The following is a 24702-nucleotide window of genomic DNA, read 5'->3' as shown; positions in this document are numbered from 1 at the left end:
TCGGTCGCTGCGCGGGGACTACTGGCGGAAGACGCCCATCATCATGGGCTTGGCGAAGACGGCGGGGGCCGCCTTGGGGCGCACGTCGGGCACCAGATAGCCGAGGTCGGCGCAGGCGTTCAGGGTGGCGTTGAGCATCTGGGCGGCGATCACCGGGTCCACCGGCCGGATCGAGCCCTCGGCGATGCCGTCCGAGATCATGGAGGCGAAGCGGTCCGAGACCCGGTTGGCGTGCTCGACCATCACCCGGCGCATCTCCTCGGGCAGGGCGGTGAGCGCCGAGGTGCGCAGCAGGGGGCCGTGGTCGGAGAGCTGGAACTCGCACAGGGCCGCGGCGCAGGCGCAGAGCCGGTCCCACTCGTTCCCCGGCAGCTCCATGGCCAGCCGCTGGCCCCGGCGCATGACCTCGAAGGTGCGCTCGAAACAGGCCACCACCAGATCGTCCTTGGCGTCGTTGTGGTGGTAGAAGCTGCCCTTGGTGACGTTGAGCTCGGCCGAGATCTTGTCCACCGAGGCGCCGCGGTAGCCGCGCCGGTTGATGAGCTTGGTGGCGGCCAGGAGGAAGGTCTCCCGGGCCAGTTCGGGCCCCTCGCGGGAGGCCAGCTCGGTCATGCGGATCGGCTGCGGCGTCCAGCCCCCTCCGGCGGTGGCGACGCCGTTCACCAGGATGTCGTGCATCCGGTCGCGGACGCGGCCGTAGTCCTCGGAATCGTACTTGGGCAGCCAGTTGGGCAGCCAGAACAGCTGCTCCAGCAGCATGCGCGTGCGGGCGGTGCGCCGGCCGCGGCTCATCCAGGCGAGCTCGGGAGAGTCGAACAGCTGGCGCACCTTGCGGAACAGCCGGCCGTAGGCCTGGGCCGCCTCGTCCCGGCGCGGCTCGTTGAGGGCGCGCATGTCCGAGATCACCGGCAGCGGCGGCGCGCCCTCCACCGCCGTCTGGCGCAGGCGCTCGAAATAGAGGGTCAGCAGGGCGTGGAGACGGGCCTCGGGCGTCGGCTCGCCCACCGCCGCCTCGGCCATGTCGTAGAGGGCCTGGACCCCGCGACCGATGCAGGCGGCCGCCAGGTCGTCCTTGCGCTTGAAGTAGTAGGTGACGCTGGTGGTGGAGAGATCGACCGCCGCCGCCGCGTCGGAGAGCGTCAGTCCTTTCACGCCCTTGCGGTTCAGGATGCGGGTCGCGGCGTCCAGGATCGCCTCACGCTTGCGTGCGAACCGGTCCGTTGATCGCGCCGTCGCGCCGCGTTGGGCCATGGACAAAGATACTCCCCTCACACGCCTTTCTGCCCCGGAAACCACCCCGGCGCAAAGGGGTGACCCCACGTCAGGCCGAGGCGAAGGGATAGGGTGAGATGGACTTGGTGAAGTCGTCCACGGTGAGGGTGCGGCTGATGGGCTCGGCGGCGCGCTGCGGACAGGCCGGCCGCTCGCAGAGCCGGCAGGCCGGCCCGATGGCGGTGGCCACCGGCTCCTTGAGGTCCAGGCCCCGGGAATAGACCAGGCGCTCGGCGTACTTCAGCTCGCAGCCCATGCCGATGGCGAGCTCGGAGTCCTCGCCCGCATGGGGCGAGGCGATGCGCGAGACCGTGCGCGAGAGGGTGAAGTAGCGCTGGCCGTCGGGGGTCTCGATCACCTGGGTGACGATCCGGCCCGGGGTGCGGAAGCTGGAATGGATATTCCAGCGCGGGCAGGCGCCGCCGAAGCGCGAGAACGGGAAAGCGCCCCCGGCGAAGCGCTTGGAGATGTTCCCGGCGCTGTCCACCCGCACCATGAAGAACGGCACGCCCCGGGCGCCCGGCCGGGCCAGGGTGGTGAGCCGGTGGCAGGCCTGTTCGTAGCTGACGCCGAAGCGGGCGCGGATCAGCTCGATGTCGTAACCGGTTCGCTCGGCCGCCTCATGGAAAGCCTGGTAGGGCATCAGCTGGGCGGCGGCGAGGTAGTTGGCGAGGCTGACCTTCACCAGGGCCCGGGTGGGACGGTCGGGGGCGCCGGCGCGGTCGGCCAGGGCGTTCAGGAGTTCGCCCTTCTCCAGCACGGCCAGCTGGTAGGCCAGGGCGAAGGCGCGGCCCGCGCCGGTGAGCACCTCGGAAAGGAACAGCCGCTTGCGGTGGTAGTCGAACCTCCGGACGCTTTCCGGCAGCACGTCCACCGGCACCACGCGCACCTGGACGTTGAACCTGGCCAGAAGCCGGGCCCGGGCGGCGGCGGCGAATTCCTGCGGCTCGGGCTGCAGCTCGGCCACCAGCCGGTCGGCGGCGTCCTCCAGCTCGCTGAAATGGTTCTTCTGGGCCTGGATGTAATCGCGCACCCAGTCGGACGGCGTGACCACCGGACTCTCGAAGGCGCCCTCCTCGGGCCGGGCCACATGGCCGAGCTCGCCCAGGCGCCGCTGGTCGAGATAGGCGCGATAGAGGCGCACGATGGCCTCGGACACCCCCGGGGCGCTGTCGGCCACCTCCATCAGCTCGTGCCGGGCGATGCCGAGATCGCGGAACAGCTGGTCGGAGAAGACCTCGGTGAGGCCCGTGGCGCTGGCGCTCTCGGGATCGGCCGAGAGGGTCTTGAGGTCGAGGTCATAGGCCTCGGCCAGACGCAGCAGCACCTGGGCGGTCACCGGCCGCTGGTTGCGCTCCAGGAGGTTCAGATAGCTGGGCGAGACGCCCAGGTCCTCGGCCATCCGGGTCTGGGTCAGACCCAGTTCACGCCGCAGCCGCTTGAGCCGCGCGCCGAGGAACAGCTTCCGATCTGTGGGGGCCAGGGCCATGGCTGTAGGATTGTCACAAATTTACAAGTATTACAAGGTGAGGCTGTGACAACCCGGCCTTTTGCCTCCGATCTCCCTCTCGACCCTCAGTAAATTTCAGCGTTAGACGCCGGGGACGGCTTGTCAAAGAGCCCTGGTTTTAGAGCGGAAGAGGCACATGGCGTATCAGGACCACATCATCGAGATGGGCCAGCTCATCAAGAGCAAGGGCGGTACGTGGGACGGGATCGACCCGGAAGCCGTGGCCCGCATGCGCCTGCAGAACCGGTTCAAGACCGGCCTCGAAATCGCCAAGTACACCGCCGACATCATGCGGGCGGACATGGCGGCCTATGACGCCGACCCGACCCAATACACCCAGAGCCTGGGCTGCTGGCACGGCTTCGTCGCCCAGCAGAAGATGATCGCGGTGAAGCGTCACTTCGGCTCGACCAAGCGCCGCTACATCTATCTGTCGGGCTGGATGGTCGCCGCCCTGCGCTCGGAGTTCGGCCCGCTGCCGGACCAGTCGATGCACGAGAAGACCAGCGTCCCGGCGCTGATCGAGGAAATCTACACCTTCCTGAAGCAGGCCGACGCCCGTGAGCTGGGCCTCCTGTTCCGCGACCTCGACGCCGCCCGCAAGGCCGGCGACAAGGCCAAGGAGCAGCAGATCCAGGACAAGATCGACAACTTCGAGACCCACGTGGTCCCGATCATCGCCGACATCGACGCCGGCTTCGGCAACGCCGAGGCGACCTATCTGCTGGCCAAGAAGATGATCGAGGCCGGCGCCTGCGCCATCCAGATCGAGAACCAGGTCTCGGACGAGAAGCAGTGCGGCCACCAGGACGGCAAGGTCACCGTCCCGCATGAAGACTTCATCCAGAAGCTGCGCGCGGTGCGCTACGCCTTCCTCGAGCTGGGCGTGGACAACGGCATCATCGTCGCCCGCACCGACAGCCTGGGCGCGGGTCTGACCAAGCAGATCGCCTACTCCAAGGAGCCGGGCGACCTGGGCGACAAGTACAACAGCTTCCTGGACTGCGAGGAGATCGATCCCACCCAGGTCGGCAACGGCGACGTGGTGATCACCCGCAACGGCAAGCTGCTGCGGCCCAAGCGCCTGCCCTCGAACCTGTTCCAGTTCCGGGAAGGCACCGGCGAGGACCGCGTCGTCCTCGACTGCATCACCGCCCTGCAGAACGGCGCGGACCTGCTGTGGATTGAGACCGAGAAGCCGCACGTGGGCCAGATCGCCGGCATGGTGGACCGCGTCCGCGAGGTCTTCCCGAACGCCAAGCTGGCCTACAACAACAGCCCGTCCTTCAACTGGACCCTGAAGTTCCGCGAGCAGGTGTTCGAGGAGTGGGTCGCCGCCGGCAAGGACGTCTCGGCCTATGACAAGGCCAAGCTGATGAGCGCCGAGTACGACGAGACCCCGCTGGGCGTCGAGGCGGACCAGAAGATCCGCAGCTTCCAGGCGGACGCCGCCAAGCGCGCGGGCATCTTCCACCACCTGATCACCCTGCCGACCTACCACACGGCCGCGCTGTCCACCGACAACCTGGCCAAGGAGTACTTCGGCGAGGCCGGCATGCTGGGCTACGTCCTGGGCGTCCAGCGGCAGGAAATCCGCAAGGGCCTGCCCTGCGTGAAGCACCAGAACATGTCCGGCTCGGACATCGGCGACGACCACAAGGAATACTTCGCGGGCGAAGCGGCCCTGAAGGCCGGCGGCGTCCACAACACGATGAACCAGTTCGCCTGACAGCGAGGAGGGGGCGCCGGCCCGGGGAGCCTCCCGCGGGGCCGGCCGCCCGGAGTGACCATGATGACCAAGGAACGGTTCTGGGTCGTCGGCGGCGAGTACAGCTGCACGGCCTTCAAGTCCCTCAAGAACGGGACCCCGGAGGTGCTGGGCCCGTACGAGAGCCGAGAGGAGGCCGCTGCGGTCTGGCGGCGCAAGGCTGACGAGACCCGGAGCCTGGCGACCGCCAAGTACGCGATCGCCACCGAACACCTCGTCCTGCCCAGCTGAGGCGAGGACAGTATCTGTCGCCTAGGCTCCCCGCCCCTCTCCAAGGGCCCGGGCGGGGAGCCGCTCTCTTCCCTCAAAGGGCCCGTCCAGCCGACCTACCCGGAGCGTCCCCCATGTCCCTCGACCTCGACGCACGTCCCGCCGTGACGCTGACCCAACCGACCGAGGGCCGCGACGCCGAGGTGCTGACGCCTGAAGCCCTGGCCTTCCTGGCCGAGCTGCACCGCCGCTTCAACGACCGCCGCCTCGAGCTCCTGGCCCTGCGCGAAGAGCGGCAGACCCGCTACGACGCCGGCGCCAAGCCCGACTTCCTCCCCGAGACCCAGGCCATCCGCGACGGCGACTGGAAGGTGGCGCCGATCCCCGCCGACCTGCAGGACCGTCGGGTCGAGATCACCGGTCCGGTGGACCGCAAGATGATCATCAACGCCCTGAACTCCGGGGCGCGGGTGTTCATGGCCGACTTCGAGGACGCCTCGTCCCCGACCTGGCGCAACATGATCGACGGCCAGATCAACCTGAAGGACCGCTGGGCGGGCAAGCTCGACTTCACCGACCCCAAGACCGGCAAGGGCTACGCCCTGAAGGACAAGGTCGCGACCCTGATCGTCCGCCCGCGGGGCTGGCACCTGCCCGAGGCCCACGCCCTGGTGAACAATGAGGAGATGAGCGGGGCCCTGTTCGACTTCGGCCTCTACTTCTTCCACTGCGCCAAGGCCTCGCTGGCCGCGGGCTCGGGCCCCTACTTCTACCTGCCGAAGATGGAGAGCCACCTCGAGGCCCGGCTGTGGAACGAGGTGTTCGTCTTCGCCCAGGACGCGCTGGGCGTTCCCCAGGGCACGATCAAGGCCACGGTGCTGATCGAGACCCTGCCGGCCGCCTTCGAGATGGACGAGATCATCTACGAGCTGCGCGAGCACATGGCGGGCCTGAACTGCGGCCGCTGGGACTACATCTTCTCGTTCATCAAGCGCCTGAAGGCGCAGCCCGACGCCCTGACCCCGGACCGGGCGGTGATGACCATGGGCCAGGCGTTCCTGCAGGCCTACTCCTACAAGCTGATCCAGACCTGCCACCGCCGCGGCGCCTTCGCCATGGGCGGCATGGCGGCGCAGATCCCGGTGAAGGGCGACCCGGCGGCCAACGAGGCGGCCTTCGCCAAGGTGCGGGCCGACAAGGAGCGCGAGGCCGCCAACGGCCACGACGGCACCTGGGTGGCGCACCCGGACCTGGTGCCCGTGGCCATGGAGGTGTTCGACCGGCTGATGCCGGGGCCGAACCAGCTCGACAAGCTGCGGGAGGACATCACCGTCACCCGCGAGGACATGCTGCGGGTGCATGAGGGCGAGCGCACCGAGGCGGGTCTGCGCGAGAACATCCGCGTCGGCATCCAGTACATCGAGGCCTGGCTGCGCGGCCGGGGCGCGGTGCCGCTCTACAACCTGATGGAAGACGCGGCGACGGCCGAGATCAGCCGCACCCAGGTCTGGCAATGGCTGCGGCACGCCGCCACCCTGGCCGACGGCCGGGCGGTGACGCCGGAGCTGGTGCGCGAACTGACCGACCAGGAGATGGCGGCCCTGCGCAACACCCTGCCGCCGGAAGCCTTCAGCGGGGGCCGCTTCGCCGAGGCGCAGCGGATCTTCCTCGACATGTGTCTGGCCGAGACCCTGGAGGAGTTCCTGACCCTCCCGGCTTACCGGGTGCTGGACTAAGTTCGGGTGAGGGCCTTCGTGGGGGAGCCGGCCGGGCAGGGGGACACCCCGGTCGGGTTTTGGAGCGCCCTCACCCGTTCCCGCTGACCGGGGGGTCGGCGGGCCAGTCCCCGGCCGGGGCGGCCGTGACGGGGGGCTGGCCGCCTCGGCGACAGGATCATGCCGGCGGCGAGCGGAAGGCCGGATGAGCACGACGACGGACAGGGGCAGGACGCCTGCGCCCTGGCCGTCAGCCCCCTCAAAGGGGATTTTCTTCTCTCAGACGCCCGCGAGACGGGCGGGCGCCCGCCTCCGCCGGATCACTTGCGGACCCAGTCGCCGCCGGCCGGCTTGTAGTATTCGCCCGGCTTCAGCCGCGACTGGACGACGGTGTTGAAGGCCGAGGCGCCGGCGGCCTCGACGCTGACGCCGTTCTTGGCGGCGGCCTCGCGGTAGAGCTGGGCGCGGCCGGCGTTGATCTCATTGACCGCCGCCTGCAGGGCCGGGTCCGACGAGGGCTTCACGAAGCCGAGGAAGCCGTCGGCCTGCTCGCCGACGATGCCCTGGGCCTTGGCGGCGTCGACGGCGGCCTTGGCGTTCATCGCCTGGGCGGCGACCGGGGTGGCGGCGACGAGGGCGGAGAGCACCGCGGCGCCGAGGGGGGCGGCAAGGCCCATGAGGTGACGTCCGTTCATAGCCATTCTTCCTAGAACAGGTCGGGGTTCTTCTGGATGAGGGCCTTCACGTCCTCGTCCAGGCGCAGCCGGACGTCGGCGTCCAGCTTGGCGTAGATATTGATCGGGGCGACCTCCACGCGGACGGTCGGCGTACAGGCGGCAAGCCCGGCGCCCAGGAGCGAAAACGCCCCGGCGGCGGCGAAGGCCTGGCGGCGAAGGTTCATCGCGGCGGTCTCCCATTCATCAAGCGGGTCATGCGAGGTCAGGGCTGAACCGGGCCTGAACTGCGCAGCCTCTGGTACTCGGCGTAGTCGGCCAAGAGATCGTCCAGGTTCAGCGTCGTGTCGAGGGTGAGGTTGACGGCGGTGTCCGACGGCAGGGGCAGCGGCTTGTCCAGGAACCGGCGCCTCAGGATGTCCATGACGCCCAGCCGAATCTCCTGGGTCTTGGGCGGATCGTGGCGGCCGACGATGTTGAACAGGGCGGCGAGGCGCCCGTCCGGCCGGCTGTCGAGGCGGAGCGCCAGCTGGTCGAAGGCCAGGTTCTCCATGGCCTGGTAGGCGAAGTCGGTGACCACCGCATTGGCCTGGTCCTGGTCCACCAGGGCGGCGGCGGGCCCCTGCTCCACAGCCACGGGATCGGTCTGCACCCCCACCAGGGCTTCGCGCTGGATGGACAGGCGGCCCGGCTGGACGGCGTGCAGCTCGCCACCGGCGACACGCACCTTCTGGCCCACCGATTCGAACGGGATGCGGCCCGAGACCACGGCGTCGAACTCCACCTTGTCCCCGAAGGGCGAGGCCTCGACGACGTCGTGCAGCTGGACCGCCTCCAGGGCGAGGACGCCCTTGCGGGGGGCGGCGGGATCGAAGGGCAGCTCCAGGGTCTCGATGAGCACGCGGCCGCCGCCTACCCCCGCCTCGCCGCCGGTGATGAGGACGGCCTCGTCCTTCAGGCCGACGCGGACCGACAGGTCGGTGACCGGCACGATGGCGTCCAGGCGCGCCACCCCGACCTCCTGGCCGGACGCGGCGGCCAGGGGCGCGAGGCTGGAGAGCTCCAGGGTTCCAGAGAGGCCCGAGACCGCGCCGGCGGGGCTGAGGAAGTCGAGGCGGCGGATGGCGAGGACGCCCGAGCTGTCGGCGCCGCCGGCGCTCCAGGCGAACCGGCCGGCGAAGCGCCCCTCGCCGGTGGCCGGGGAGCCCACGGCGGCGGCCAGGGGCGAAATCTCGGACGGCTGGAGCCCCCCGGGGGCGAAGACGAGGTCGCCGGTGTCGATGTCCACCCGGCCCTGGCCGGAGACGCCGTCGTGGACGAGGTCGGCGCGGGCGAGGGGCCGGCCGCCGGCGGCGATGTCGAGCCCCCCGGTCCAGACGTCGCGCCGGGCCTGGACGGCGCCGGCGAGGGCGAGCGGGTAGAAGCGGGCCTCGGGGGCGAGGTCGACGACCCGGGCGGCCTCGATGCGGGCGTCGGCGTCGAGGCGGCCGCCCTTCAGCCCCAGGGCCACGGGGCCGCGGGCCTCGCGCAGACCCGCCTGCAGGAAGGCCGCGTCGGCCGAGGCGGCCTCGGCCCGGCCGGCGATGCGCCAGTCGCCCCCGGCCATGCGGAACAGGGGCTCAGCCCCCGGGCACAGGCGGGCCTTGAGGGCTTCCACGTCGTTCTCGCCGAAGGCCAGGCGATCGGCCTCCACGGCGGCGCAGCGCCCGGCCATGAGGGTGAGGCCGCCGCCCGCCAGCCGCAGGCGGCCAGCCGCGTCGATGCGGCCGCGCTCCATGGGCCCGAGGGAAAGGGTGGCCTTGACGGTCAGGTCGCCGGCGGCCTCGCCGTCCAGGACCCGCAGGTTCTGCAGCCGGGCGTCCACCTGCGGCAGGCCGCCGCCAGCGGCGGTCAGGCGCCAGTCGCCGCGGCCGAGACTGATGAGGCGCGCCTCCCCGCCCCGGTCGGGCCGCAGGGTCAGGGGCTGGGGCAAGGCGAGGATCGGCGCCTCGCCCGGGGCCACGGTGACCCGGACGGCGGGGGCGGCGAGGCCGAAACCCTGGGCGGCGCGCTTGATCGCCGCCATGTCGCCCTGGTCCTCGGCGGTGACGGCCCCCAGGCCCGCATAGCGTCCGTGGCCCGCCAGGGCCCCGGAGAGGGCCGCCCGCAGGCCGTCCCTGCCCGCCGAGACCGGCCCGCGGGCGGTGAGCGTGGTGCGGGTCAGGGTGAGCCCCGAGGCCTCGGCGCGGTCGGCCAGCAGGGTCGCCTGGACGGTGGCCGCCACCCGGTCGCCGCCGGCCCGGGTCCAGCGCAGGTCGTCGCTGGCGAGCGCCAGCCGCACCTCGCCCAGCCGGCCGGGGCCAAGGTCGCCGGAGGCGGCGCTGAGGCTGGCGACGGCGCGTCCGGCCACGGCGAGGTCGGGGATCCAGCCGCGGCTGTCGCCGACGAAGCCCAGGTCGGCCTCCACCGCCTCCAGCCGCTCGGCCCCGGCGTCGAGGCGATCGGCCTGAAGGCGGAGATTGACGCTCACCGCCCCGTCGCCGCGCCGGCGCTCGAGGTCCGGATAGGGCGCGTCGGCGGTGAGGAGCAGCCGGCCGCCCCGGGCCTCCACCTCCCCGGCCCCGGCGGCGGTGAACGGGGCCTCGAGGCGGGCCGAGACCCGGGGGCCGCGGCTGCTGACCGAGAGGGTCGCCCGGCCGGTCTGGGCGGCGAAGGCCCGCCCCCGCAGCCGGGCCGGGTCGGCCACGGCGGCCAGGGCGACGAGGCGGTTGTCCTCGACCCGGGCGTCGGCGGTCACATGCACCGGGCCGTAGTCGGTGGCGAGCCACAGGCCGCCGTCCTCGATGGCGATGGTCGGGCGGGCGGCGTCAGGCCGCGGCGGACGGCGGCCGAACTCGGCGATCAGCGGATCGAGCTCGCCGAGGCTGAAACGCCCGCCGCGCAGGGACGCGCGCAGGACCGGACGGCGCAGGGTGACCGACTGCAGCTCCACGCCCAGGCCGGTGAACCGGTAGCGGGCCTCGACCCGCTCGGCCTGGAAGTCGGGCCGGGCCGGATCGCCGATCCGCAGGCGGGCCGAGAAGCTGGACGGGCCGATGGCGTAGACCTCGGCCTCGGCGGCCACGCCCTTGGACCGGAGCCAGCCGGTGAGAGCCTCGCGCGCCAGGGTCCGGCGGTTCAGCCAGGCCAGGGAGCCCGCGAGCACCAGGGCCACGCCCGCCAGCGCCAGGATCAGGCGCAGGGATCGGGCGGGACGGGCGGCGGGTTCGGTCAAGGACGAGCTCGGCTATGACGCTGGCGGGACCTGCATAACGCATTTCCCGCCGCGTCCGTCCAATGGGCGGCGGATCAGCCGGAGATCGCCTCGCGCGGGAGCGTGGCCAGGGCCACCCCGCCGTCCACAGGAATGGTGGCGCCCACCACATAGTCGCCGGCCCGCGAGGCCAGGTAGATGGCGGCGGCGGCCATGTCCTCGTCGCGGCCAATGCGGCCGAGGGGCACCCGCCGGGCCACCTCGTCGCCGTGGTCGCGGGCGGCGCGGTTCATCTCGGAGGCGAAGGGGCCAGGGGCGATGGCGGTGACCACGATGCGGTCCTTGATCAGCTTCGCGGCCATGCGGCGGGTCAGGTAGATCAGGGCCGACTTGGACGCGTGGTAGGAATAGGTCTCCAGCGGATTGAGCGCGATGCCGTCGATGGAGGCGATGTTGATCACCTTGGCCGGGCGCTCGTCGCTGGCCGCGGCCTTGAGCGCCCCATGCAGGGCCTGGGTGAGGAAGAAGGGCGACTTCAGGTTCAGGTTCATCACCTTGTCCCAGCCGCTCTCGGGGAACTCGTCGAAGTCGGCGGCCCAGGCGGCGCCGGCGTTGTTCACCAGGATGTCGAGTTTCGGCTCCCGCTCCGCGATCAGGGCGGCCAGGCGCTTCACCCCCTCCACCGTGGAGATGTCCTGGGGCAGGGAGATGCAGTTGGGGCCGAGCTCCTCGGCGGTGGCGTCGCAGGCGTCGGGCTTGCGCGAGGAGATGTAGACCTTCGCCCCCTGTTCGACGAAACCGCGGGCGATCATCTTGCCGATGCCCCGCGAACCGCCGGTCACCAGGGCCACGCGGCCCTCCAGCGAGAACAGATCCGACGCCATCGCTCAACCTCCCTGACAGATGGGACCGCCCGTGCACTTTGCACTTGGCCCCCTTGGGAGAGGTCTATAACAAGCGTTTGAATTCAAGCCCGCCAGAAATTTCAGACGGCTCCATTTCCAGCACACGAGGAAGCGGCCATGAGCGAGATCAACTCCGTCACGACCCTCACCCACGACGGCGACATCGCCATCGTCACCCTGAATTCGCCGCCGGTGAACGCCCTGTCGGCCAATGTCCGCGACGGCCTGTTCGAAGGCTTCAAGCAGGCCATCGCCAGCGACGCCAAGGCGATCGTCCTGATCTGCGACGGCCGGACCTTCATCGCCGGCGCCGACATCACCGAGTTCGGCGGCGCCATGAAGGGCGCCAGCCTGCCCGAAGTGCAGGCCCAGATGGAGAACTCGCCCAAGCCGGTGATCGCCGCGATCCACGGCACCGCCCTGGGCGGCGGCCTGGAAGTGGCCCTGTGCGCCCACTACCGGGTGGCGGTCCCCTCGGCGAAGCTCGGCCTGCCGGAAGTGGCCCTCGGCCTGCTGCCGGGCGCCGGCGGCACCCAGCGCCTGCCCCGCATCGCCGGCGTCGAAAAGGCCCTGGAGATGGTCACCTCGGGCCGCCACGCCCCGGCCAAGGAAGCCCTGGCCATGGGCCTGGTCGACGAGCTGGTCGAGGAAGGCAAGCTGAAGGAAGGCGCCATCGCCTTCGCCCGCAAGGTGGTCGCCGAGAACAAGCCCCTGGTGAAGGTGCGCGACAACAACGCCAAGCTGGAAGAGGCCAAGGGCAAGCCCGAGATCTTCGAGAACTTCCGCAAGGCCAACGCCCGCAAGTTCCGCGGCTTCCTGGCGCCGGAATACAACATCCGCTGCATCGAGGCGGCGGTGAACTCGGCCACCTTCGAGGAAGGCCTGGCCGTGGAGCGCAAGCTGTTCCTCGAGCTGATGAGCGGCCCGCAGTCGGCCGCCCAGCGCTACTACTTCTTCGCCGAACGCACCGCCCAGAAGATCCCGGACGTGCCGGACGACACCCCGGTGCGCGAGATCAAGAAGGTCGGCGTCCTGGGCGCCGGCACCATGGGCGGCGGCATCTCGATGAACTTCGCCAACGTGGGCATCCCGGTGAAGATCTTCGAGGTGAACCCGCAGGCCCTGGAACGCGGCCTGGGCGTCATCCGCAAGAACTATGAGCGCTCGCGCGGCTCCACGCCCGAGCAGATCGAGCAGCGCATGGCCCTGCTGAGCGGCACGCTCGACATGAACGACCTGGCCGACTGCGACCTCGTCATCGAGGCCGTGTTCGAGCGCATGGACATCAAGAAGGACGTGTTCACGAAGCTGGACGGCATCGTGAAGCAGGGCGCGATCCTGGCCACCAACACCAGCTACCTGAACGTCGACGAGATCGCCTCGGTCACCAAGCGGCCGCAGGACGTGATCGGCCTGCACTTCTTCTCGCCGGCCAACGTCATGAAGCTGCTGGAGGTGGTGCGCGGCGAAAAGACCGCCAAGGACGTCATCGCCACCTCGATGAAGCTGGCCAAGAAGATCGGCAAGGTCGCGGTCCTGGCCGGCGTCTGTCACGGCTTCATCGGCAACCGGATGCTGGCCCAGCGCCAGCGCGAGGCGAACAAGCTGGTGCTGGAAGGCGCCATGCCCTGGGACATCGACCGGGTGCTGTACGACTTCGGCTTCCCCATGGGCCCGTTCGCCATGAGCGACCTGGCCGGCCTCGACATCGGCTGGGTGAAAGAGAACTCGAAGGGCGAAACCCTGCGCGACGTGCTCTGCGAGATGGACCGCCGCGGCCAGAAGACCGGCGCGGGCTTCTACGACTACGACGAGAACCGCACGGCCAAGCCGAGCCCGGTCACCGAGAAGATCATCCAGGACTTCCGCGCCAAGAAGGGCATCAACGCCCGCACCATCTCGGACGAGGAGATCCTGGAGCGCTGCGTCTATCCGATGATCAACGAGGGCGCGAAGATCCTCGAGGAAGGCAAGGCCATCCGGCCGTCGGACATCGACGTGGTGTGGGTCAACGGCTACGGCTGGCCGGTCTATCGCGGCGGCCCGATGCACTACGCCGATCAGGTCGGGGTCGATAAGGTCCTGGCCAAGATGAAGGAGTTCCAGGGCGCCCTGGGCGACGACTTCAAGCCGTCAGCGCTGCTGGAAAAGCTGGTGGCCGAGGGCAAGAAGTTCTCGGACCTGAAGGCGTAATTCCCTGATCCCAAGACGGCGGGCGGTCGCGGACCGACCCGCCGTTTCTTCACCCGTAAACCTCCCCTAACGTGAGGATCTAACGATGCGCGAAGCCGTCATCGTCGCCGCCAAGCGGACCCCCATCGGCAAGGCCTACCGCGGCGCTTTCAACAACACCTACGGCGCCACCTTGGGCGCGGAATCGATCCGCGCCGCCATCGCCCAAGCCGGGATCGACCCGGGCGAAGTGGACGACGTGGCCATGGGCTGCGCCCTGCAGCAGGGCACCACGGGCAACAACATCGCCCGCCAGGCGGCGCTGCGGGCCGGCCTGCCCAACACCGTCTCGGGCATGACGATCGATCGTCAGTGCAGCTCGGGCCTGATGGCCGTTGCCACGGCGGCCAAGTACATCATCAACGACGGCGCCCCGATCGCCGTGGGCGCCGGCATCGAGTCCATCAGCCTGGTGCAGAACGACAAGGTGAACCGCTTCATGGCGGTAGACCCGTGGCTGAAGGAGCATGTGCCGGAGCTGGCCACCTCGATGATCGAGACGGCCGAGATCGTGGCCGAGCGCTACGGCATCTCCCGCGAGGCCCAGGACGAATACGCCCTGCAGTCCCAGCAGCGCACCGCCCAGGCCCAGGCCGAAGGCCGGTTCGACCAGGAGATCGTCCCGGTCACCACCGTGATGAAGGTGCTGGTCAACAAGGAGACCGGCGAGACCGCGGACAAGGAGATCACCCTCAGCCGCGACGAGGGCAACCGTCCGCAGACCACCCTGGAAGACCTGCAGAAGCTGCAGCCGGTGTTCAAGGGCGGCCGCTACGTGCCGCAGGGCAAGTTCATCACCGCCGGCAACGCCAGCCAGCTGTCGGACGGCTCGGCCGCCGTGGTGCTGATGGAGCGCAAGGAAGCCGAGAAGCGCGGCCTGGAGGCCCTGGGCGCTTACCGCGGCATGGCGGTGGCCGGCTGCGGCCCCGAGGAGATGGGCATCGGCCCGGTCTTCGCGATCCCGAAGCTGCTGGAGCGCAACGGCCTGACCATCGACGACATCGACATCTGGGAACTGAACGAAGCCTTCGCCTCGCAGGTGCTCTACTGCCGCGACAAGCTGGGCATCCCGAACGAGAAGCTGAACGTCTCGGGCGGCTCGATCTCCATCGGCCACCCCTACGGCATGACCGGCGCCCGCTGCACGGCCCACATCCTCTATGAGGGCAAGCGCCGGGGCGCGAAGTACGGCGTGGTCACCATGTGCGTCGGCGGCGGCATGGGCGCGGCGGGTCTCTTTGAGATCTTCTGATCCCGACGGGAGCCGGAACCAGAGAGGGCCGCCCGCAAGGACGGCCCTTTTCGCATCAGGACGCGGCCTTGAACTCGGCCTCGATCTTCAGCTTCACCTCGTCGCCCACGGCCGGCAGGGCGTAGGCGATGCCGAAGTCCGAGCGACGGATCTTGGCCTCGCCGTCGAAGCCCACGGAATAGGTCTTGTCGAGAGGGTTCACCCCGGCCTGGTTGAACTCGGCCTTGATGACGATGGGCTTGGTCACCCCGCGCAGGGTGAGGTCGCCGTGGATGTCGGCCTCATTGCCGTCCTTCACCACGATGCGGGTCGCCTTGAAGGTGGCGGTGGGGAACTTGGCGGTGTCGAGGAAGTCGGCGCTCTTCAGGTGCTTGTCGAGGGCCTCGTTCAGGGTGCCCACGTCGTCGGTCTTCACCGTCACCTCGAGCTGGGCGGCGGCTGGCGCCTTGGGATCGAGGACCAGCGTCCCCGTGGCCCCGGCGAACTGGCCGGCGTAGGTCGAAAAGCCCAGGTGGTTCACATACCAGGTGATCTTCGAATGGGCCGGATCCAGGGTGTAGGTCCCGGCGCGGACCTCTTCCGGCTTGCGGGTGAAGCCGTCCTGGGCCTGGACGACGCCGGCGGTGACCGCGACGGCGGCGACGGCGGCGGTGAAAGCGAGCGTCTTGAAGTGCACGGCTGGTTTCCTCTCGGAATGGAGAAGCCCACAGAACGGCTTTCAACGACGCTGAAGTAAAGCCTGTTCCGCGAGAAGGACTTGTTCCGGATCGGAAAGAGAGCGGCGGGCCTCAGGCCCGGAGATTGCGGAAGGTGATGGAATAGCGGAGGGCCTTCGCCTCGGGCAGGCTATGCTCCCACTCGGTCCGGGCCGGGCCGTCGAGCAGATAGGCCGAGCGCGGGGCCAGGGGGACGTTCAGCCGCTCGAAGCGCTCGTCCCTGCGCCGGCGGAAGCGCATCACCGTTGGCGCGCCGAGCGAGACGCCCACCACCTTGTCGAAAACCGGCCGGTCCCGGTGCCAGCCGATCGGCGCGCCCTCGCGATACTCGTTGATCAGGACGTGCTCGAAGACCTCGGGGGGAAGGCCGGCGAGCGCGGCGGCGCGGTCGCGCACCGGGAGCAGCCAGTCCGGCATGGGGTCGGCCACCACGAGGCCAGGGCCCGTGAAATCATAGCGCCAGCCAAAGGAGTGGACCCGCCGGCGCCCCTCGTAGCCGCGGAACTGGAACGGGGCGAACGGCAGGCGGGCCAGGCGGTCAAGCAGCGCCGCCGCCTCGGCTTCGGACACCAAGTCCGGCCGATAGGCGAAGCCGGGTGGGGCGGCCGGCGGCGGCGGCTCGAAGAGGCTGGGCTGGACGGCGGTCATGCCGCTCCCAGATGGCGTCGGCCGGGGCGGGGTTCACGACAGATCACGGAGCCGTGATCGCCCCCAGCCCATCAGCTCCGCATTGGCAATTGACCGGGCGCCGCATCCGCCGACCACAGTTGAGCGGGCCAAGGCGGGACGCGACGCACGAAAGAAACTTTCTTTGGATTGTTGCGTTTCGATTGCCGACGATTATACTAAGAATCGTTCGCAAGAAGGACGTTTGTCATGCGCCTCGCCGCCAAAACCGCCAGCTGGTCCCTCGTTCACATGACCGTGGCCATCGCCGTGGCCTATGCGCTGACGCAGAACTGGCGGGCCGCCCTGGCCGTGGGTCTGATCGAGCCGATCTTCCAGACCATCGCCTTCGCCCTACATGAACGGGCGTGGACCCGGCTGGCGCCTGCACGCGCTGTCGCCCGGCCGCGCATCGCGGACCGCGCGCACGCCTGAACCAAGACACTGGAGGAGAGCCGACATGGCTGAAAAGGAAACCCTGACCGGCGGGCTGTCGAAACTGCTTGCCGACACCTACGCCGTCTATCTGAAGACCCACGGCTACCACTGGAACGTCCGCGGCCCGAACTTCCACTCGCTGCACGCCATGTTCATGGAGCAGTACACCGAGATGTGGCAGGCCATCGACGAGATCGCCGAGCGCATCCGCGCCCTGGGCGACGTGGCCCCCATGGGCTACCGCACCTTCGGCAACCTGTCGGGCATCCAGGACGGCGATCCCAACAAGGACAGCCAGGCCATGCTGAAGGAGCTGGTGGCCGACCACGAGGCGCTGATCAAGACCGCCCGGGCCGTGCGCGAGAAGGCCGACGACGTGACCGCCTCGATCATCGACGACCGCATCCAGGCGCACGAGAAACATCACTGGATGCTGCGGGCCTCGCTCGGCTAAGCGCCGCTGACGGCGACGGCACGCCCGTCGCCGGACCTGTCTTCAGCGACCGCAGGCGAACGTCTGCGGTCGCCATGGCGTTTGGGCGCGGGGCGAGGAGGCGCAATGGCGGTCGAGCTGCGGACGGTGGAGACGGTTTACCAGGGCTGGTCGACGCTCATGGTGGCCACCCTGTCGGCCCCCGGCGGCCGGCGGTTCCAGCGCGAGATCGAGCATCACGGCCGCGCCGCCTGCGTCCTGCCCTATGACCCCGACCGCCGCTGCGCCCTGCTGGTGAACCTGCCCCGGGCCCCGGTGATCTGGGCCGGCGGGCCGCCGGAACTGCTGGAAGCCCCCGCCGGGCTGGTGGAGAACGAGGACCCCGAGGAGACCGCCCTGCGCGAGGCGCTGGAGGAGGTCGGGGTGCGCCTTGGCCGGCTGGAGGCGGTGGGCTCGCCCTACACCTGCCCCGGCGTCTCGTCCGAGCGGGTGGACCTGTTCCTGGCCGCCTATGGGGCGAAGGACCGGGTGGCCGAGGGCGGCGGGCTGGCCGACGAGGACGAGCACATCACCGTCGAGGAAGTTCCCCTCGCCCAGCTGTGGGCCTGGGTCGAGCGGCGGCGGATCGAGGACCTGAAGACCCTCGCCCTGATCCTGGCCCTGCGGGTGCGCCGGCCCGAGCTGTTCGTCCCATGACCCACGCCCTCTCGCCGGCCGGGCCCGCGGTGGCCTCGCTGCTGGACACCGACTTCTACAAGCTGCTGATGCTGCAGCTGATCTGGCGCCGCTATGCCGGAACGCCGGTGACCTTTTCCCTGGTCAACCGCACCCGCAGCGTGCGCATCGCCGAAGAGCTGGACCTCGGCGAACTGCGCGAGGAGCTCGACCATGTGCGGAGCCTGTCCTTCACCGCCGACGAGGTCGCCTGGCTGGGACGCGCCGAGTTCTACGGCCGCCGCGACCTCTTCGCCCCCGACTTCCTGGCCTGGCTGCCCAGCCTGCGCCTGCCGCCCTATGAGGTGGCGGAGCAGGACGGGCAGCTGGAGCTGACCTTCCACGGCCTCTGGGCCGAGACGACCCTGTGGGAGATCCCGGCCCTGACGGTGGTGAGCGCCCTGCGGGCCCGGCGGGCGACCCGCGAGCTGGGACCGGCGGGCTGCGACCACCTCTACCGCTGCGCCGTGGGCCGGCTGGAGGCCAAGGCCGAGCGGCTGAGGGCCCTGCCCGGCCTGTCCCTCACCGATTTCGGCACCCGCCGGCGCCACGGCCTCGCCTGGCAGCGCGCCTGCGTGGAGGTGATGCGCGGGCGGCTGGGCGGCGCCTTCCAGGGGACCAGCAACGTCCTGCTGGCCCGGGAGCTGGGCCTGCCGGCGGTGGGCACCAACGGCCACGAGCTGCCCATGGTGCTGGCCGCCCTCGCGCCGGACGATGCGGCGCTGATGCGCGCGCCCTACCAGGTGCTGGAGGACTGGGCCGACCTCTATCCGCCGGCGCTGTGGATCGTGCTTCCCGACACCTTCGGCTCAGCCGCCTTCTTCCGCGACGCCCCGGAGTGGGTGGCGGACTGGCGCGGGGTGCGCCCCGACTCCGCCCCGCCCGCCGAGGCCGGGGAAGCCCTGATCGACTGGTGGCGGGGCCGGGGCTGCGATCCCGAAGGCAAGGTGCTGATCTTCTCCGACGCCCTGGACCTCGAGCTGATCGAGGCGCTGCACGCCCGCTTCCACGGGCGGGTGGGCCTGAGCTTCGGCTGGGGCACCAAGCTGACCAACGATCTGGAGGGCTGCGCCGAGGCGCCGGGCCTGCAGCCGATCTCCCTGGTCTGCAAGGTGGTGGAGGCCGGCGGGCGGCCGGCGGTGAAGCTGTCGGACAATCCCGAGAAGGCCACCGGCGATGCGGCCGAGGTGGCGCGCTACCGGCGGGTGTTCGGGACCGAGGGCTTCCTGGCCCGGCGGCCCAGCGTATGAGCACCGGGCGGATGTTCACCGGATGGGCGCTGGACCCCGCCGAGCGGGCGGCGCTGCTGGCCCGTCTGCCCGCGCGCTACGCCCAGGTGGTCGCCGACCATGTGACCCTGGCCTACCAGCCCGCCGAGCCCGTCCTGCCCCAAGAGACCTGCGGCGAGATCGTCGGCGAGGCGGACGACGGCGCGGGCGTCCAGGCCCTGGTGGTGCGGATCGGCGGGACCACCGACCGGCCGGACGGGGCCACCTACCACGTTACCTGGTCCCTGGCGGACGGCCGCCGGGCGGTGGAGAGCAATGCGGTGATCCGCGAGCGCGGCTGGCGGCCTTTCCCGGCGCCGATCCCGCTGCGCCTTGCGCCACGACTGTTCGGCCCGTAACCGGCTTGGCAGCAAGCGCGGCCGGTGAGTGCTAAGTTACTGATATTATTGACTGTTTTTCGTCTATCGTGCATAGATCGTCGGTGGACGGCGCAAGGGCCCCGCCCCTCAAGGACCTACCCTCGCGAGACGATCGAATGCAGGTGTCGCCGCAGTTCCGCAAACAGCTCGAAGGCTATGGCCTGACGACCGCGGAAATCCTCTACCGCCTCCCGGACCACCCCACCCTGCTGCAGAGCTACATCTGGCAGGACTACGACATCTTCCCGGACTTCCCGGTCCTGAAGAAGTTCCTCGACTTCTGGACCGCCAGCCTGGAGGGGCCGCTGTTCAGGGTGACGGTGGGCCACAACCGGCTGATCCGGCCGGCCGAGCTGAAGGCGGTGGGGGCCGAGTACCGGCTGCACTAGCCCCGCCCGCCGGGCGCCGGGCTCAGCGATAGACCCAGCGGCAGGACTTCTTGGCCTTGCCCTTGGCGATCTGGTGGCCGGCCACCGCGCCGACGCCGGCGCCGAGCACCGTGCCTTCGGTCCTGGCGCCGCGGCCGGCGACCGCATTGCCGAGGACGCCGCCGGCGACCGCGCCCACCAGGGCGCCGTTGTTGGCCTTCTTCTTCACGTTCTTGTCGCAGACATAGACCCGCTCCTTGGCCTGCACGGCCACGGGGGCGGCGGCGAGCGAGACGCCGGCGCAGGCCAGGGCGGCGGCGATCAGCTTGGGCTTCATCATGAGCATCTCCGGGTTCGGCTTGTGCGTGGGGCGAGAACCCCGACGCCGCCGTTCGGTTGCCGCCAGCCCATGCCCCGCCCAGCCCGCCGCGGGGGCGATTTTGCGGCCTCGGCCCGGTTCCGGCCTGGCCGCGGAGGCCCATCGCAAACCGGCTTGGCAATTCATCCGCAACACCCACTTGCGGAGCCGGGATCGGATGAGTAGGTTCCGCCGCTCACTCGGCAGGGGGCTCGCCAAGCGCTCCCTCGCACCCGGTTCGGAGAGGTGGCTGAGTGGTTGAAAGCACCGCACTCGAAATGCGGCATACTCGCAAGGGTATCGAGGGTTCGAATCCCTCCCTCTCCGCCACGGCCTGAAGGGCCGATAATGTCTAATAAATTGACCACGATAGCGGGTCGCGTTTTCCGACTGCGCACCCCATCTGCGCACCCCGCCCGCACACCTGCTTAGGCCTCGGCATCATGCCGGGGGAAGCGCGACCGGGTCGGGGGCAACCCTGGCAAGCTCGGGAGGCGTTGCGACCGCCGCCCTGCTCAATGCGCATCTGAGAACAGGGAGGCCTTCAGGCCTGGGGGACTCCAGCCCAAGAGAACTCGCATCCTGGGTGGCGGGCGCGAAACTTCATCATCGAGACAAAGCCGGCCGTCTTTATTTTGGGGCCAATCGCGCTGAGAAGGGTTCGGCAGACCTCCGCGCACTCTTCGGCATCTGGCACACTGAGAAACTGATAAGCGGGATAGCGCAGCGAGTTTTCGTCATTCATGTCGTCGAGGTGATCAATTAATAAGTTTAACTTCGGAACATCCGGCAGACCATTATTGATAGCTTCGACATATATTCGCTTAATTCGATGATTTAGTTTATGTATCTGGTCATAATCGGCTCCTCTGATAATGAGGAAAGACTTTAGCGCAAGCTCCGTTGCGTGGCTCAATAGAAAGTATGCAGGACGCAGCCTGTTCATGCGCTCCTTCACTTCAAGCGCTGAGAACGCATCGAGATACTGTTCAGCGAGAACAAGCATGTCCGCGCCAAATGCCGCGAGCGGCTGAGCGCATGTGATGATTGATTTTTGCGACGCTTCCAATGGCACTTCCCCGGTAGTTGCCACATCAATGGTAGCCTAGCCTTTCACGAGAGCGCCGGGAAGCGGAGCATCCTGAACCCGAGTACTTGATCGTTTCGGGTAGCTCATCCGAACCCCCATACAGGGAGGTGCGCGCGGTCTCCCTCCATAGGAGCCCGGCGCAGGCCCTCCCTGGCAGTCACCCTCGCGGGCAACCCAAGGGGAAATGCGTGGGTGTCCGCTACGCCCTGCGATGCGGGCCGGGAGCCCTCGGGTCCCCGGCGGGGCGCTCCCCGTCAGGCGTCGTGCGTGTTGGGCGTGCGGATTGCCCTCAGCCGCTCACGCAGCGCGGCGGCTAAGGCTTGAGTCGGCCGCTCCAGCGGTACAATGGAGAACTGCAAACGAGGTGCTCGCGGGCGGATCGCCGCGAGGAAATACAACAACTTGGAGCGCCCGGCGGGTAATCCCTCCCCCTCCGCCACTTTCCACGACTGACGTCAGCCGGCCTCGCCGCCCCCTCCGCGAGACTTCCCTTCCGTCACCGTTGCGCCGTTCGACGGGCGCGCGCTAAGGCCGTCGCGTTGTTCGAAGCCCAGGTGTGGGAGCGGCGATGAGTATCAAGGGCAAGGCCTATGTGATGGGGGCGTTCGAGCACCCCACGCGGGACGCTCCGGACAAGACGACGGCCCAGCTGCACGCCGAGTGCGCCAAGGGCGCGCTGGACGATGCCGGCCTCTCGTTCGAGGATGTGGACGGCTATTTCTGCGCAGGCGACGCGCCCGGGTTCGGCGCCCTGTCGATGATCGACTACATGGGCCTGCGGAACGTCCGCCACCTGGACTCCACCGAGATGGGGGGCTCGTCCTACATCGCCCATGTGGGGCACGCGGCCCAGGCGATCGCCGCGGGCAAGTGTTCGGTGGCCCTGATCACCCTGGCCGGGCGGCCGCGCAACGGCGGCTCGCGCCCCGGCGCCAGCATGCGCTCGGGCGGCGGCGGCCCCGGCCTTGCGGACGGCCCGCCCGAGGCCGGCTTCGAGCACATCTACGGCGGCTCGACCCACAACACCTACGGCATGTGCGCCATGCGGCACATGTACGAGTACGGCACCACTTCGGAGCAGCTGGCCTGGATCAAGGTGGCCGCCAGCCACCACGCCCAGTGGAACCCCAACGCCTATCTGAAGGACGTGGTCACCGTCGAGCAGGTGGTGAACTCGCGGATGATCTCGGACCCGCTGCACCTGCTGGACTGCTGCGTGGTCACCGACGGCGGCGGGGCGGTGGTGGTCACCTCGCCCGAGGTGGCCCGCAGCCTGAACCGGCCGAAGGTTCGGGTGCTGGGCGCCGGCGAGGCGCCGAAGGGCGTCCTGGGCGGGGATATCGACCTGACCTATTCCGGGGCGGTGTGGTCCGGCCCCCGGGCGTTCGAGGAGGCGGGCGTGACGCCGGCCGACATCAAGTACGCCTCGATCTACGACAGCTTCACCATCACGGTGCTGATGCAGCTCGAGGACCTGGGCTTCTGCAAGAAGGGCGAGGGCGGCAAGTTCGTGGCCGACGGCAACCTGATCTCGGGCGTCGGCAAGCTGCCGTTCAACACCGACGGCGGGGGCCTGTGCAACAACCACCCCACCAACCGGGGCGGCATGACCAAGGTGATCGAGGCCGTGCGCCAGCTGCGCGGGGAGGCCCATCCGAAGGTGCAGGTGCCGAACTGCGACCTCGCCATCGCCCACGGCACCGGCGGCTCCCTGGGCATCCGCCACGGGGCGGCGACCGTGATCCTGGAACGGGAGGCCTGAGCCATGTCGGAGACCCAGTCCGAACTCCTGACCCGCCCGATCCCGGCCCCGCCGGTGACCATCGAGAGCAAGCCGTTCTGGGACGCGGCCGCCGAGGGCCGCTTCCTGATCAAGCGCTGCAACGGCTGCCGGAAGGCCTTCTGGTATCCGCGCAGCATCTGCCCCCTGTGCGGCAACCCGGACACCGCCTGGGAGGAAAGCCCCGGCGAGGGCGGGGTCTATTCGTTCTCGATCATGCGCCGCTCGCCCACCGGCCCCTACGCCCTGGCCTATGTGACCCTCGACGAGGGCCCCAAGGTGCTGACCAACATCGTGGACGTGGCGCCCGAGGCCCTGAAGATCGGCATGCGGGTGAAGGTGCGCTTCCAGCCCACCGAGGGCGACGGCCCGCCGGCCCCGGTGTTCGTCCCGGCCGGCTAGGCCGCCCCCCTCCCAGGGCCGCCCCCGAGGGGCGCTCCCCAGGGGCGCTCCCCGAAGGCTCAGTCGTCCTCTCCGGCCTCGGCGAGGATCTCCGCCGTATGCTCGCCCAGGCGGGGCGGGTGGCGGCGAATGTTGGCCGGAGTCTTCGAGAACTTCACCGGCGGCCTGATGGCCCGGTAGCGGCCCACCTCGGGATGCTCGTAGGTCTCGAAGAAGCCCACGGCGGCGAGGTGCGGCTCGGTGTTGAGGTCGTCGAGGGTGTTGGTCTTCACCACCGGGATCGACAGGGGCTTGAGGATATCCAGCCACTCCTGGGTCGTCTTGGTGGCGGCGGCCTGCTCGATCAGGGCGTAGAGCTCGCGGGTGTGCCTGGCCCGGTTGCTGTAGTCGGCGAAGCGCGGGTCCGACTTCACCTGCTCACCGAAGCCGGCGGCGTCGAAGAACTGGTCCCACTGCTTGTCGGTGTAGGGCAGCAGGCCGATCCAGCCGTCCTTGGTGCGGAACGGCTTGCGGTTGGGATTGATGACACGCTGGTAGCCCCACTGGCCCGACGGCGGCTGGTAGGCCTGGTCGTAGAGATGCTCCACCAGCAGGAAGCTGGTGACGCATTCGAACATCGGCACCTCGACGAACTGCCCCTCGCCGGTGCGGGCGCGGTGCAGCAGGGCGGCGGTGACCGCCTGGGCCATGAAGAGGCCCGAGACCTTGTCGGCCACCAGGGTCGGCAGGATGCGCGGCGTCGGGTTCCCGTCGGTGCGCGGCAGGATGTCGGCCATGCCCGAGGCCGACTGGATCAGGTCGTCGTAGGCGGGCTCGCCCGCATAGGGGCCGTCCGAGCCGTAGCCGGCGGCGTGGACATAGACGATGTCGGGCTTGATGGCGGCCACGTCCTCATAGGCGAGGCCCAGGCGCTTCAGCCCCTCGTAGCGGACCGAGGCGGCGAAGACGTCGCAGCTGCGGATCAGCCGGCGGATGGCGCGGCGGGCGCTCTCCTGCTTGAGGTCCAGCTGGATGGAGCGCTTGTTGCGGTTGATGGTCAGGAAGATGGGGCCCATGTCCCGGGGGCACCCCTCGGGCGTGTGCCCGGCCCAGCGCATGATGTCGCCGCCTGCCCCGCGGCCCGAGCCGGGATCCTCCAGCTTGATCACGTCGGCGCCCTGGTCGGCGAGGATCTGGGTGGCGTAGGCGCCGTTGACCACACTTGTCAGGTCCAGAACCCGCAGGCCCGCCAGCGGGCCGGTGGCCTTTTCGGCCAGGGACTTGGCTTCCCCCACGTGATCGCTCCTTTCTGCGCGCGCGTCGTTATGATGCGTCTCTAA

The 24702-nt window shown here is 69.7% G+C and carries 24 protein-coding genes and 1 tRNA gene; 14 read left to right on the top strand and 11 right to left on the bottom strand.

Annotated elements, in window-relative coordinates; translation table 11 throughout:
* Positions 1-18: 18 nt before the first annotated feature.
* Together BO64_RS04900 and BO64_RS04895 are read right to left on the bottom strand one after the other, a co-directional pair.
* Positions 19-1251 carry a TetR/AcrR family transcriptional regulator gene (locus BO64_RS04900; protein WP_496402155.1) on the bottom strand — a complete coding sequence of 411 codons (1233 nt, stop codon included), beginning with the start codon at positions 1249-1251 and terminating at the stop codon, positions 19-21.
* Between the two features lie 70 nt (positions 1252-1321).
* Positions 1322-2761 carry a helix-turn-helix domain-containing protein gene (locus tag BO64_RS04895; protein WP_496402154.1) on the bottom strand — a complete coding sequence of 480 codons (1440 nt, stop codon included), beginning with the start codon at positions 2759-2761 and terminating at the stop codon, positions 1322-1324.
* 157 nt (positions 2762-2918) lie between these two features.
* On the opposite strand from BO64_RS04895, the gene BO64_RS04890 reads away from it, so the two are divergent.
* The 3 genes from BO64_RS04890 to aceB all read left to right on the top strand — a co-directional run bounded on the left by BO64_RS04890 (position 2919) and on the right by aceB (position 6496).
* The gene (locus BO64_RS04890; protein WP_496402153.1) at positions 2919-4511 is read left to right on the top strand and encodes an isocitrate lyase; all 1593 of its coding nucleotides are present in this window, start codon (positions 2919-2921) and stop codon (positions 4509-4511) included.
* Between the two features lie 60 nt (positions 4512-4571).
* Positions 4572-4781: a DUF4170 domain-containing protein gene (locus BO64_RS04885; RefSeq protein ID WP_496402152.1), complete on the top strand. Its 210-nt coding sequence runs from the start codon at positions 4572-4574 to the stop codon at positions 4779-4781.
* Between the two features lie 113 nt (positions 4782-4894).
* Positions 4895-6496 (top strand): malate synthase A, encoded by a 1602-nt coding sequence (aceB, locus tag BO64_RS04880; protein WP_496402151.1) that lies wholly within the window; start codon positions 4895-4897, stop codon positions 6494-6496.
* A gap of 299 nt (positions 6497-6795) precedes the next feature.
* On the opposite strand, the gene BO64_RS04875 is transcribed toward aceB, so the two are convergent.
* The 4 genes from BO64_RS04875 to BO64_RS04860 form a co-directional block, all read right to left on the bottom strand.
* Entirely contained in the window at positions 6796-7170 is a 375-nt protein-coding gene (locus tag BO64_RS04875) for a YdbL family probable chaperone protein (RefSeq protein ID WP_496402150.1), read from the bottom strand.
* A gap of 11 nt (positions 7171-7181) precedes the next feature.
* Positions 7182-7376, bottom strand: a complete 195-nt coding sequence (locus BO64_RS04870; RefSeq protein WP_496402149.1) for a YnbE family lipoprotein — start codon at positions 7374-7376, stop codon at positions 7182-7184.
* Between the two features lie 38 nt (positions 7377-7414).
* On the bottom strand, positions 7415-10402 hold the full coding sequence (locus tag BO64_RS04865) for an intermembrane phospholipid transport protein YdbH family protein (protein ID WP_496402148.1): 2988 nt from the start codon (positions 10400-10402) through the stop codon (positions 7415-7417).
* 74 nt (positions 10403-10476) lie between these two features.
* On the bottom strand, positions 10477-11265 hold the full coding sequence (locus BO64_RS04860; RefSeq protein ID WP_496402147.1) for an SDR family oxidoreductase: 789 nt from the start codon (positions 11263-11265) through the stop codon (positions 10477-10479).
* Positions 11266-11403: 138 nt separating this feature from the next.
* Here BO64_RS04860 and BO64_RS04855 point away from each other — a divergent pair, with 138 nt between their 5' ends.
* Both BO64_RS04855 and BO64_RS04850 read left to right on the top strand, forming a co-directional pair.
* A complete protein-coding gene (locus BO64_RS04855) occupies positions 11404-13479 on the top strand; it encodes a 3-hydroxyacyl-CoA dehydrogenase NAD-binding domain-containing protein (protein WP_496402146.1) in 2076 nt (691 codons plus the stop codon).
* A gap of 85 nt (positions 13480-13564) precedes the next feature.
* On the top strand, positions 13565-14770 hold the full coding sequence (locus BO64_RS04850; RefSeq protein ID WP_496402145.1) for an acetyl-CoA C-acyltransferase: 1206 nt from the start codon (positions 13565-13567) through the stop codon (positions 14768-14770).
* A gap of 55 nt (positions 14771-14825) precedes the next feature.
* Here the strand turns inward: BO64_RS04850 and BO64_RS04845 are convergent, their stop codons facing one another.
* Both BO64_RS04845 and BO64_RS04840 read right to left on the bottom strand, forming a co-directional pair.
* Positions 14826-15446 carry a YceI family protein gene (locus BO64_RS04845; protein WP_496402144.1) on the bottom strand — a complete coding sequence of 207 codons (621 nt, stop codon included), beginning with the start codon at positions 15444-15446 and terminating at the stop codon, positions 14826-14828.
* A 112-nt stretch (positions 15447-15558) separates the two neighbouring features.
* Positions 15559-16134: an alpha-ketoglutarate-dependent dioxygenase AlkB gene (locus BO64_RS04840; protein WP_496402143.1), complete on the bottom strand. Its 576-nt coding sequence runs from the start codon at positions 16132-16134 to the stop codon at positions 15559-15561.
* A 228-nt stretch (positions 16135-16362) separates the two neighbouring features.
* Here BO64_RS04840 and BO64_RS04835 point away from each other — a divergent pair, with 228 nt between their 5' ends.
* The 6 genes from BO64_RS04835 (at position 16363) to BO64_RS04810 (ending at position 19774) form a co-directional block, all read left to right on the top strand.
* Entirely contained in the window at positions 16363-16587 is a 225-nt protein-coding gene (locus BO64_RS04835; protein ID WP_496402142.1) for a DUF2061 domain-containing protein, read from the top strand.
* Between the two features lie 25 nt (positions 16588-16612).
* The gene (locus tag BO64_RS04830; protein WP_496402141.1) at positions 16613-17044 is read left to right on the top strand and encodes a Dps family protein; all 432 of its coding nucleotides are present in this window, start codon (positions 16613-16615) and stop codon (positions 17042-17044) included.
* Positions 17045-17149: 105 nt separating this feature from the next.
* Positions 17150-17719: an NUDIX domain-containing protein gene (locus tag BO64_RS04825; protein WP_496402140.1), complete on the top strand. Its 570-nt coding sequence runs from the start codon at positions 17150-17152 to the stop codon at positions 17717-17719.
* Positions 17716-18987 (top strand): nicotinate phosphoribosyltransferase, encoded by a 1272-nt coding sequence (gene pncB / locus BO64_RS04820; RefSeq protein ID WP_496402139.1) that lies wholly within the window; start codon positions 17716-17718, stop codon positions 18985-18987. The genes BO64_RS04825 and pncB overlap by 4 nt, the downstream gene beginning before the upstream one ends.
* Positions 18984-19364, top strand: coding sequence for a hypothetical protein (locus tag BO64_RS04815; protein ID WP_496402138.1), 381 nt, complete (start codon positions 18984-18986; stop codon positions 19362-19364). The genes pncB and BO64_RS04815 overlap by 4 nt, the downstream gene beginning before the upstream one ends.
* 137 nt (positions 19365-19501) lie before the next feature.
* On the top strand, positions 19502-19774 hold the full coding sequence (locus BO64_RS04810) for an usg protein (protein ID WP_496402137.1): 273 nt from the start codon (positions 19502-19504) through the stop codon (positions 19772-19774).
* 22 nt (positions 19775-19796) lie between these two features.
* On the opposite strand, the gene BO64_RS04805 is transcribed toward BO64_RS04810, so the two are convergent.
* Positions 19797-20093, bottom strand: a complete 297-nt coding sequence (locus BO64_RS04805; RefSeq protein WP_496402136.1) for a glycine zipper 2TM domain-containing protein — start codon at positions 20091-20093, stop codon at positions 19797-19799.
* A 258-nt stretch (positions 20094-20351) separates the two neighbouring features.
* On the opposite strand from BO64_RS04805, the gene BO64_RS04800 reads away from it, so the two are divergent.
* Positions 20352-20441, top strand: a tRNA-Ser gene (locus tag BO64_RS04800).
* A gap of 214 nt (positions 20442-20655) precedes the next feature.
* On the opposite strand, the gene BO64_RS04795 is transcribed toward BO64_RS04800, so the two are convergent.
* Entirely contained in the window at positions 20656-21180 is a 525-nt protein-coding gene (locus tag BO64_RS04795) for a HEPN domain-containing protein (protein WP_496402135.1), read from the bottom strand.
* A gap of 589 nt (positions 21181-21769) precedes the next feature.
* On the opposite strand from BO64_RS04795, the gene BO64_RS04790 reads away from it, so the two are divergent.
* Complete coding sequence (locus BO64_RS04790; protein ID WP_496402134.1) at positions 21770-22963, top strand: thiolase family protein; 1194 nt, start codon at positions 21770-21772, stop codon at positions 22961-22963.
* Positions 22964-22966: 3 nt separating this feature from the next.
* Entirely contained in the window at positions 22967-23383 is a 417-nt protein-coding gene (locus BO64_RS04785; RefSeq protein WP_496402133.1) for a Zn-ribbon domain-containing OB-fold protein, read from the top strand.
* Between the two features lie 59 nt (positions 23384-23442).
* Here BO64_RS04785 and BO64_RS04780 read toward each other — a convergent pair whose 3' ends face one another.
* The gene (locus BO64_RS04780; RefSeq protein WP_496402132.1) at positions 23443-24657 is read right to left on the bottom strand and encodes a CaiB/BaiF CoA transferase family protein; all 1215 of its coding nucleotides are present in this window, start codon (positions 24655-24657) and stop codon (positions 23443-23445) included.
* Between the last annotated feature and the right edge of the window lie 45 nt (positions 24658-24702).

The sequence above is a fragment of the Phenylobacterium composti DSM 19425 genome (assembly GCF_059568645.1).
The sequence above is the reverse complement of the archived record's forward strand: the minus strand, read 5'-3'. Positions and strand labels throughout refer to the sequence as shown.

Excerpts from the sequence above, each read along its gene's own strand:
- BO64_RS04885 (WP_496402152.1), top strand. The coding sequence starts at position 4,572 with ATGATGACCAAGGAACGGTTCTGGGTCGTCGGCGGCGAGTACAGCTGC.
- BO64_RS04855 (WP_496402146.1), top strand. The coding sequence starts at position 11,404 with ATGAGCGAGATCAACTCCGTCACGACCCTCACCCACGACGGCGACATC.
- BO64_RS04785 (WP_496402133.1), top strand. The coding sequence starts at position 22,967 with ATGTCGGAGACCCAGTCCGAACTCCTGACCCGCCCGATCCCGGCCCCG.
- BO64_RS04900 (WP_496402155.1), bottom strand. The coding sequence starts at position 1,251 with ATGGCCCAACGCGGCGCGACGGCGCGATCAACGGACCGGTTCGCACGC.
- BO64_RS04860 (WP_496402147.1), bottom strand. The coding sequence starts at position 11,265 with ATGGCGTCGGATCTGTTCTCGCTGGAGGGCCGCGTGGCCCTGGTGACC.
- BO64_RS04830 (WP_496402141.1), top strand. The coding sequence starts at position 16,613 with ATGGCTGAAAAGGAAACCCTGACCGGCGGGCTGTCGAAACTGCTTGCC.
- BO64_RS04810 (WP_496402137.1), top strand. The coding sequence starts at position 19,502 with ATGCAGGTGTCGCCGCAGTTCCGCAAACAGCTCGAAGGCTATGGCCTG.
- BO64_RS04840 (WP_496402143.1), bottom strand. The coding sequence starts at position 16,134 with ATGACCGCCGTCCAGCCCAGCCTCTTCGAGCCGCCGCCGCCGGCCGCC.
- BO64_RS04875 (WP_496402150.1), bottom strand. The coding sequence starts at position 7,170 with ATGAACGGACGTCACCTCATGGGCCTTGCCGCCCCCCTCGGCGCCGCG.
- BO64_RS04870 (WP_496402149.1), bottom strand. The coding sequence starts at position 7,376 with ATGAACCTTCGCCGCCAGGCCTTCGCCGCCGCCGGGGCGTTTTCGCTC.
- BO64_RS04895 (WP_496402154.1), bottom strand. The coding sequence starts at position 2,761 with ATGGCCCTGGCCCCCACAGATCGGAAGCTGTTCCTCGGCGCGCGGCTC.
- BO64_RS04790 (WP_496402134.1), top strand. The coding sequence starts at position 21,770 with ATGAGTATCAAGGGCAAGGCCTATGTGATGGGGGCGTTCGAGCACCCC.
- BO64_RS04815 (WP_496402138.1), top strand. The coding sequence starts at position 18,984 with ATGAGCACCGGGCGGATGTTCACCGGATGGGCGCTGGACCCCGCCGAG.
- BO64_RS04890 (WP_496402153.1), top strand. The coding sequence starts at position 2,919 with ATGGCGTATCAGGACCACATCATCGAGATGGGCCAGCTCATCAAGAGC.
- aceB (WP_496402151.1), top strand. The coding sequence starts at position 4,895 with ATGTCCCTCGACCTCGACGCACGTCCCGCCGTGACGCTGACCCAACCG.
- pncB (WP_496402139.1), top strand. The coding sequence starts at position 17,716 with ATGACCCACGCCCTCTCGCCGGCCGGGCCCGCGGTGGCCTCGCTGCTG.
- BO64_RS04850 (WP_496402145.1), top strand. The coding sequence starts at position 13,565 with ATGCGCGAAGCCGTCATCGTCGCCGCCAAGCGGACCCCCATCGGCAAG.
- BO64_RS04835 (WP_496402142.1), top strand. The coding sequence starts at position 16,363 with ATGCGCCTCGCCGCCAAAACCGCCAGCTGGTCCCTCGTTCACATGACC.
- BO64_RS04805 (WP_496402136.1), bottom strand. The coding sequence starts at position 20,093 with ATGATGAAGCCCAAGCTGATCGCCGCCGCCCTGGCCTGCGCCGGCGTC.
- BO64_RS04825 (WP_496402140.1), top strand. The coding sequence starts at position 17,150 with ATGGCGGTCGAGCTGCGGACGGTGGAGACGGTTTACCAGGGCTGGTCG.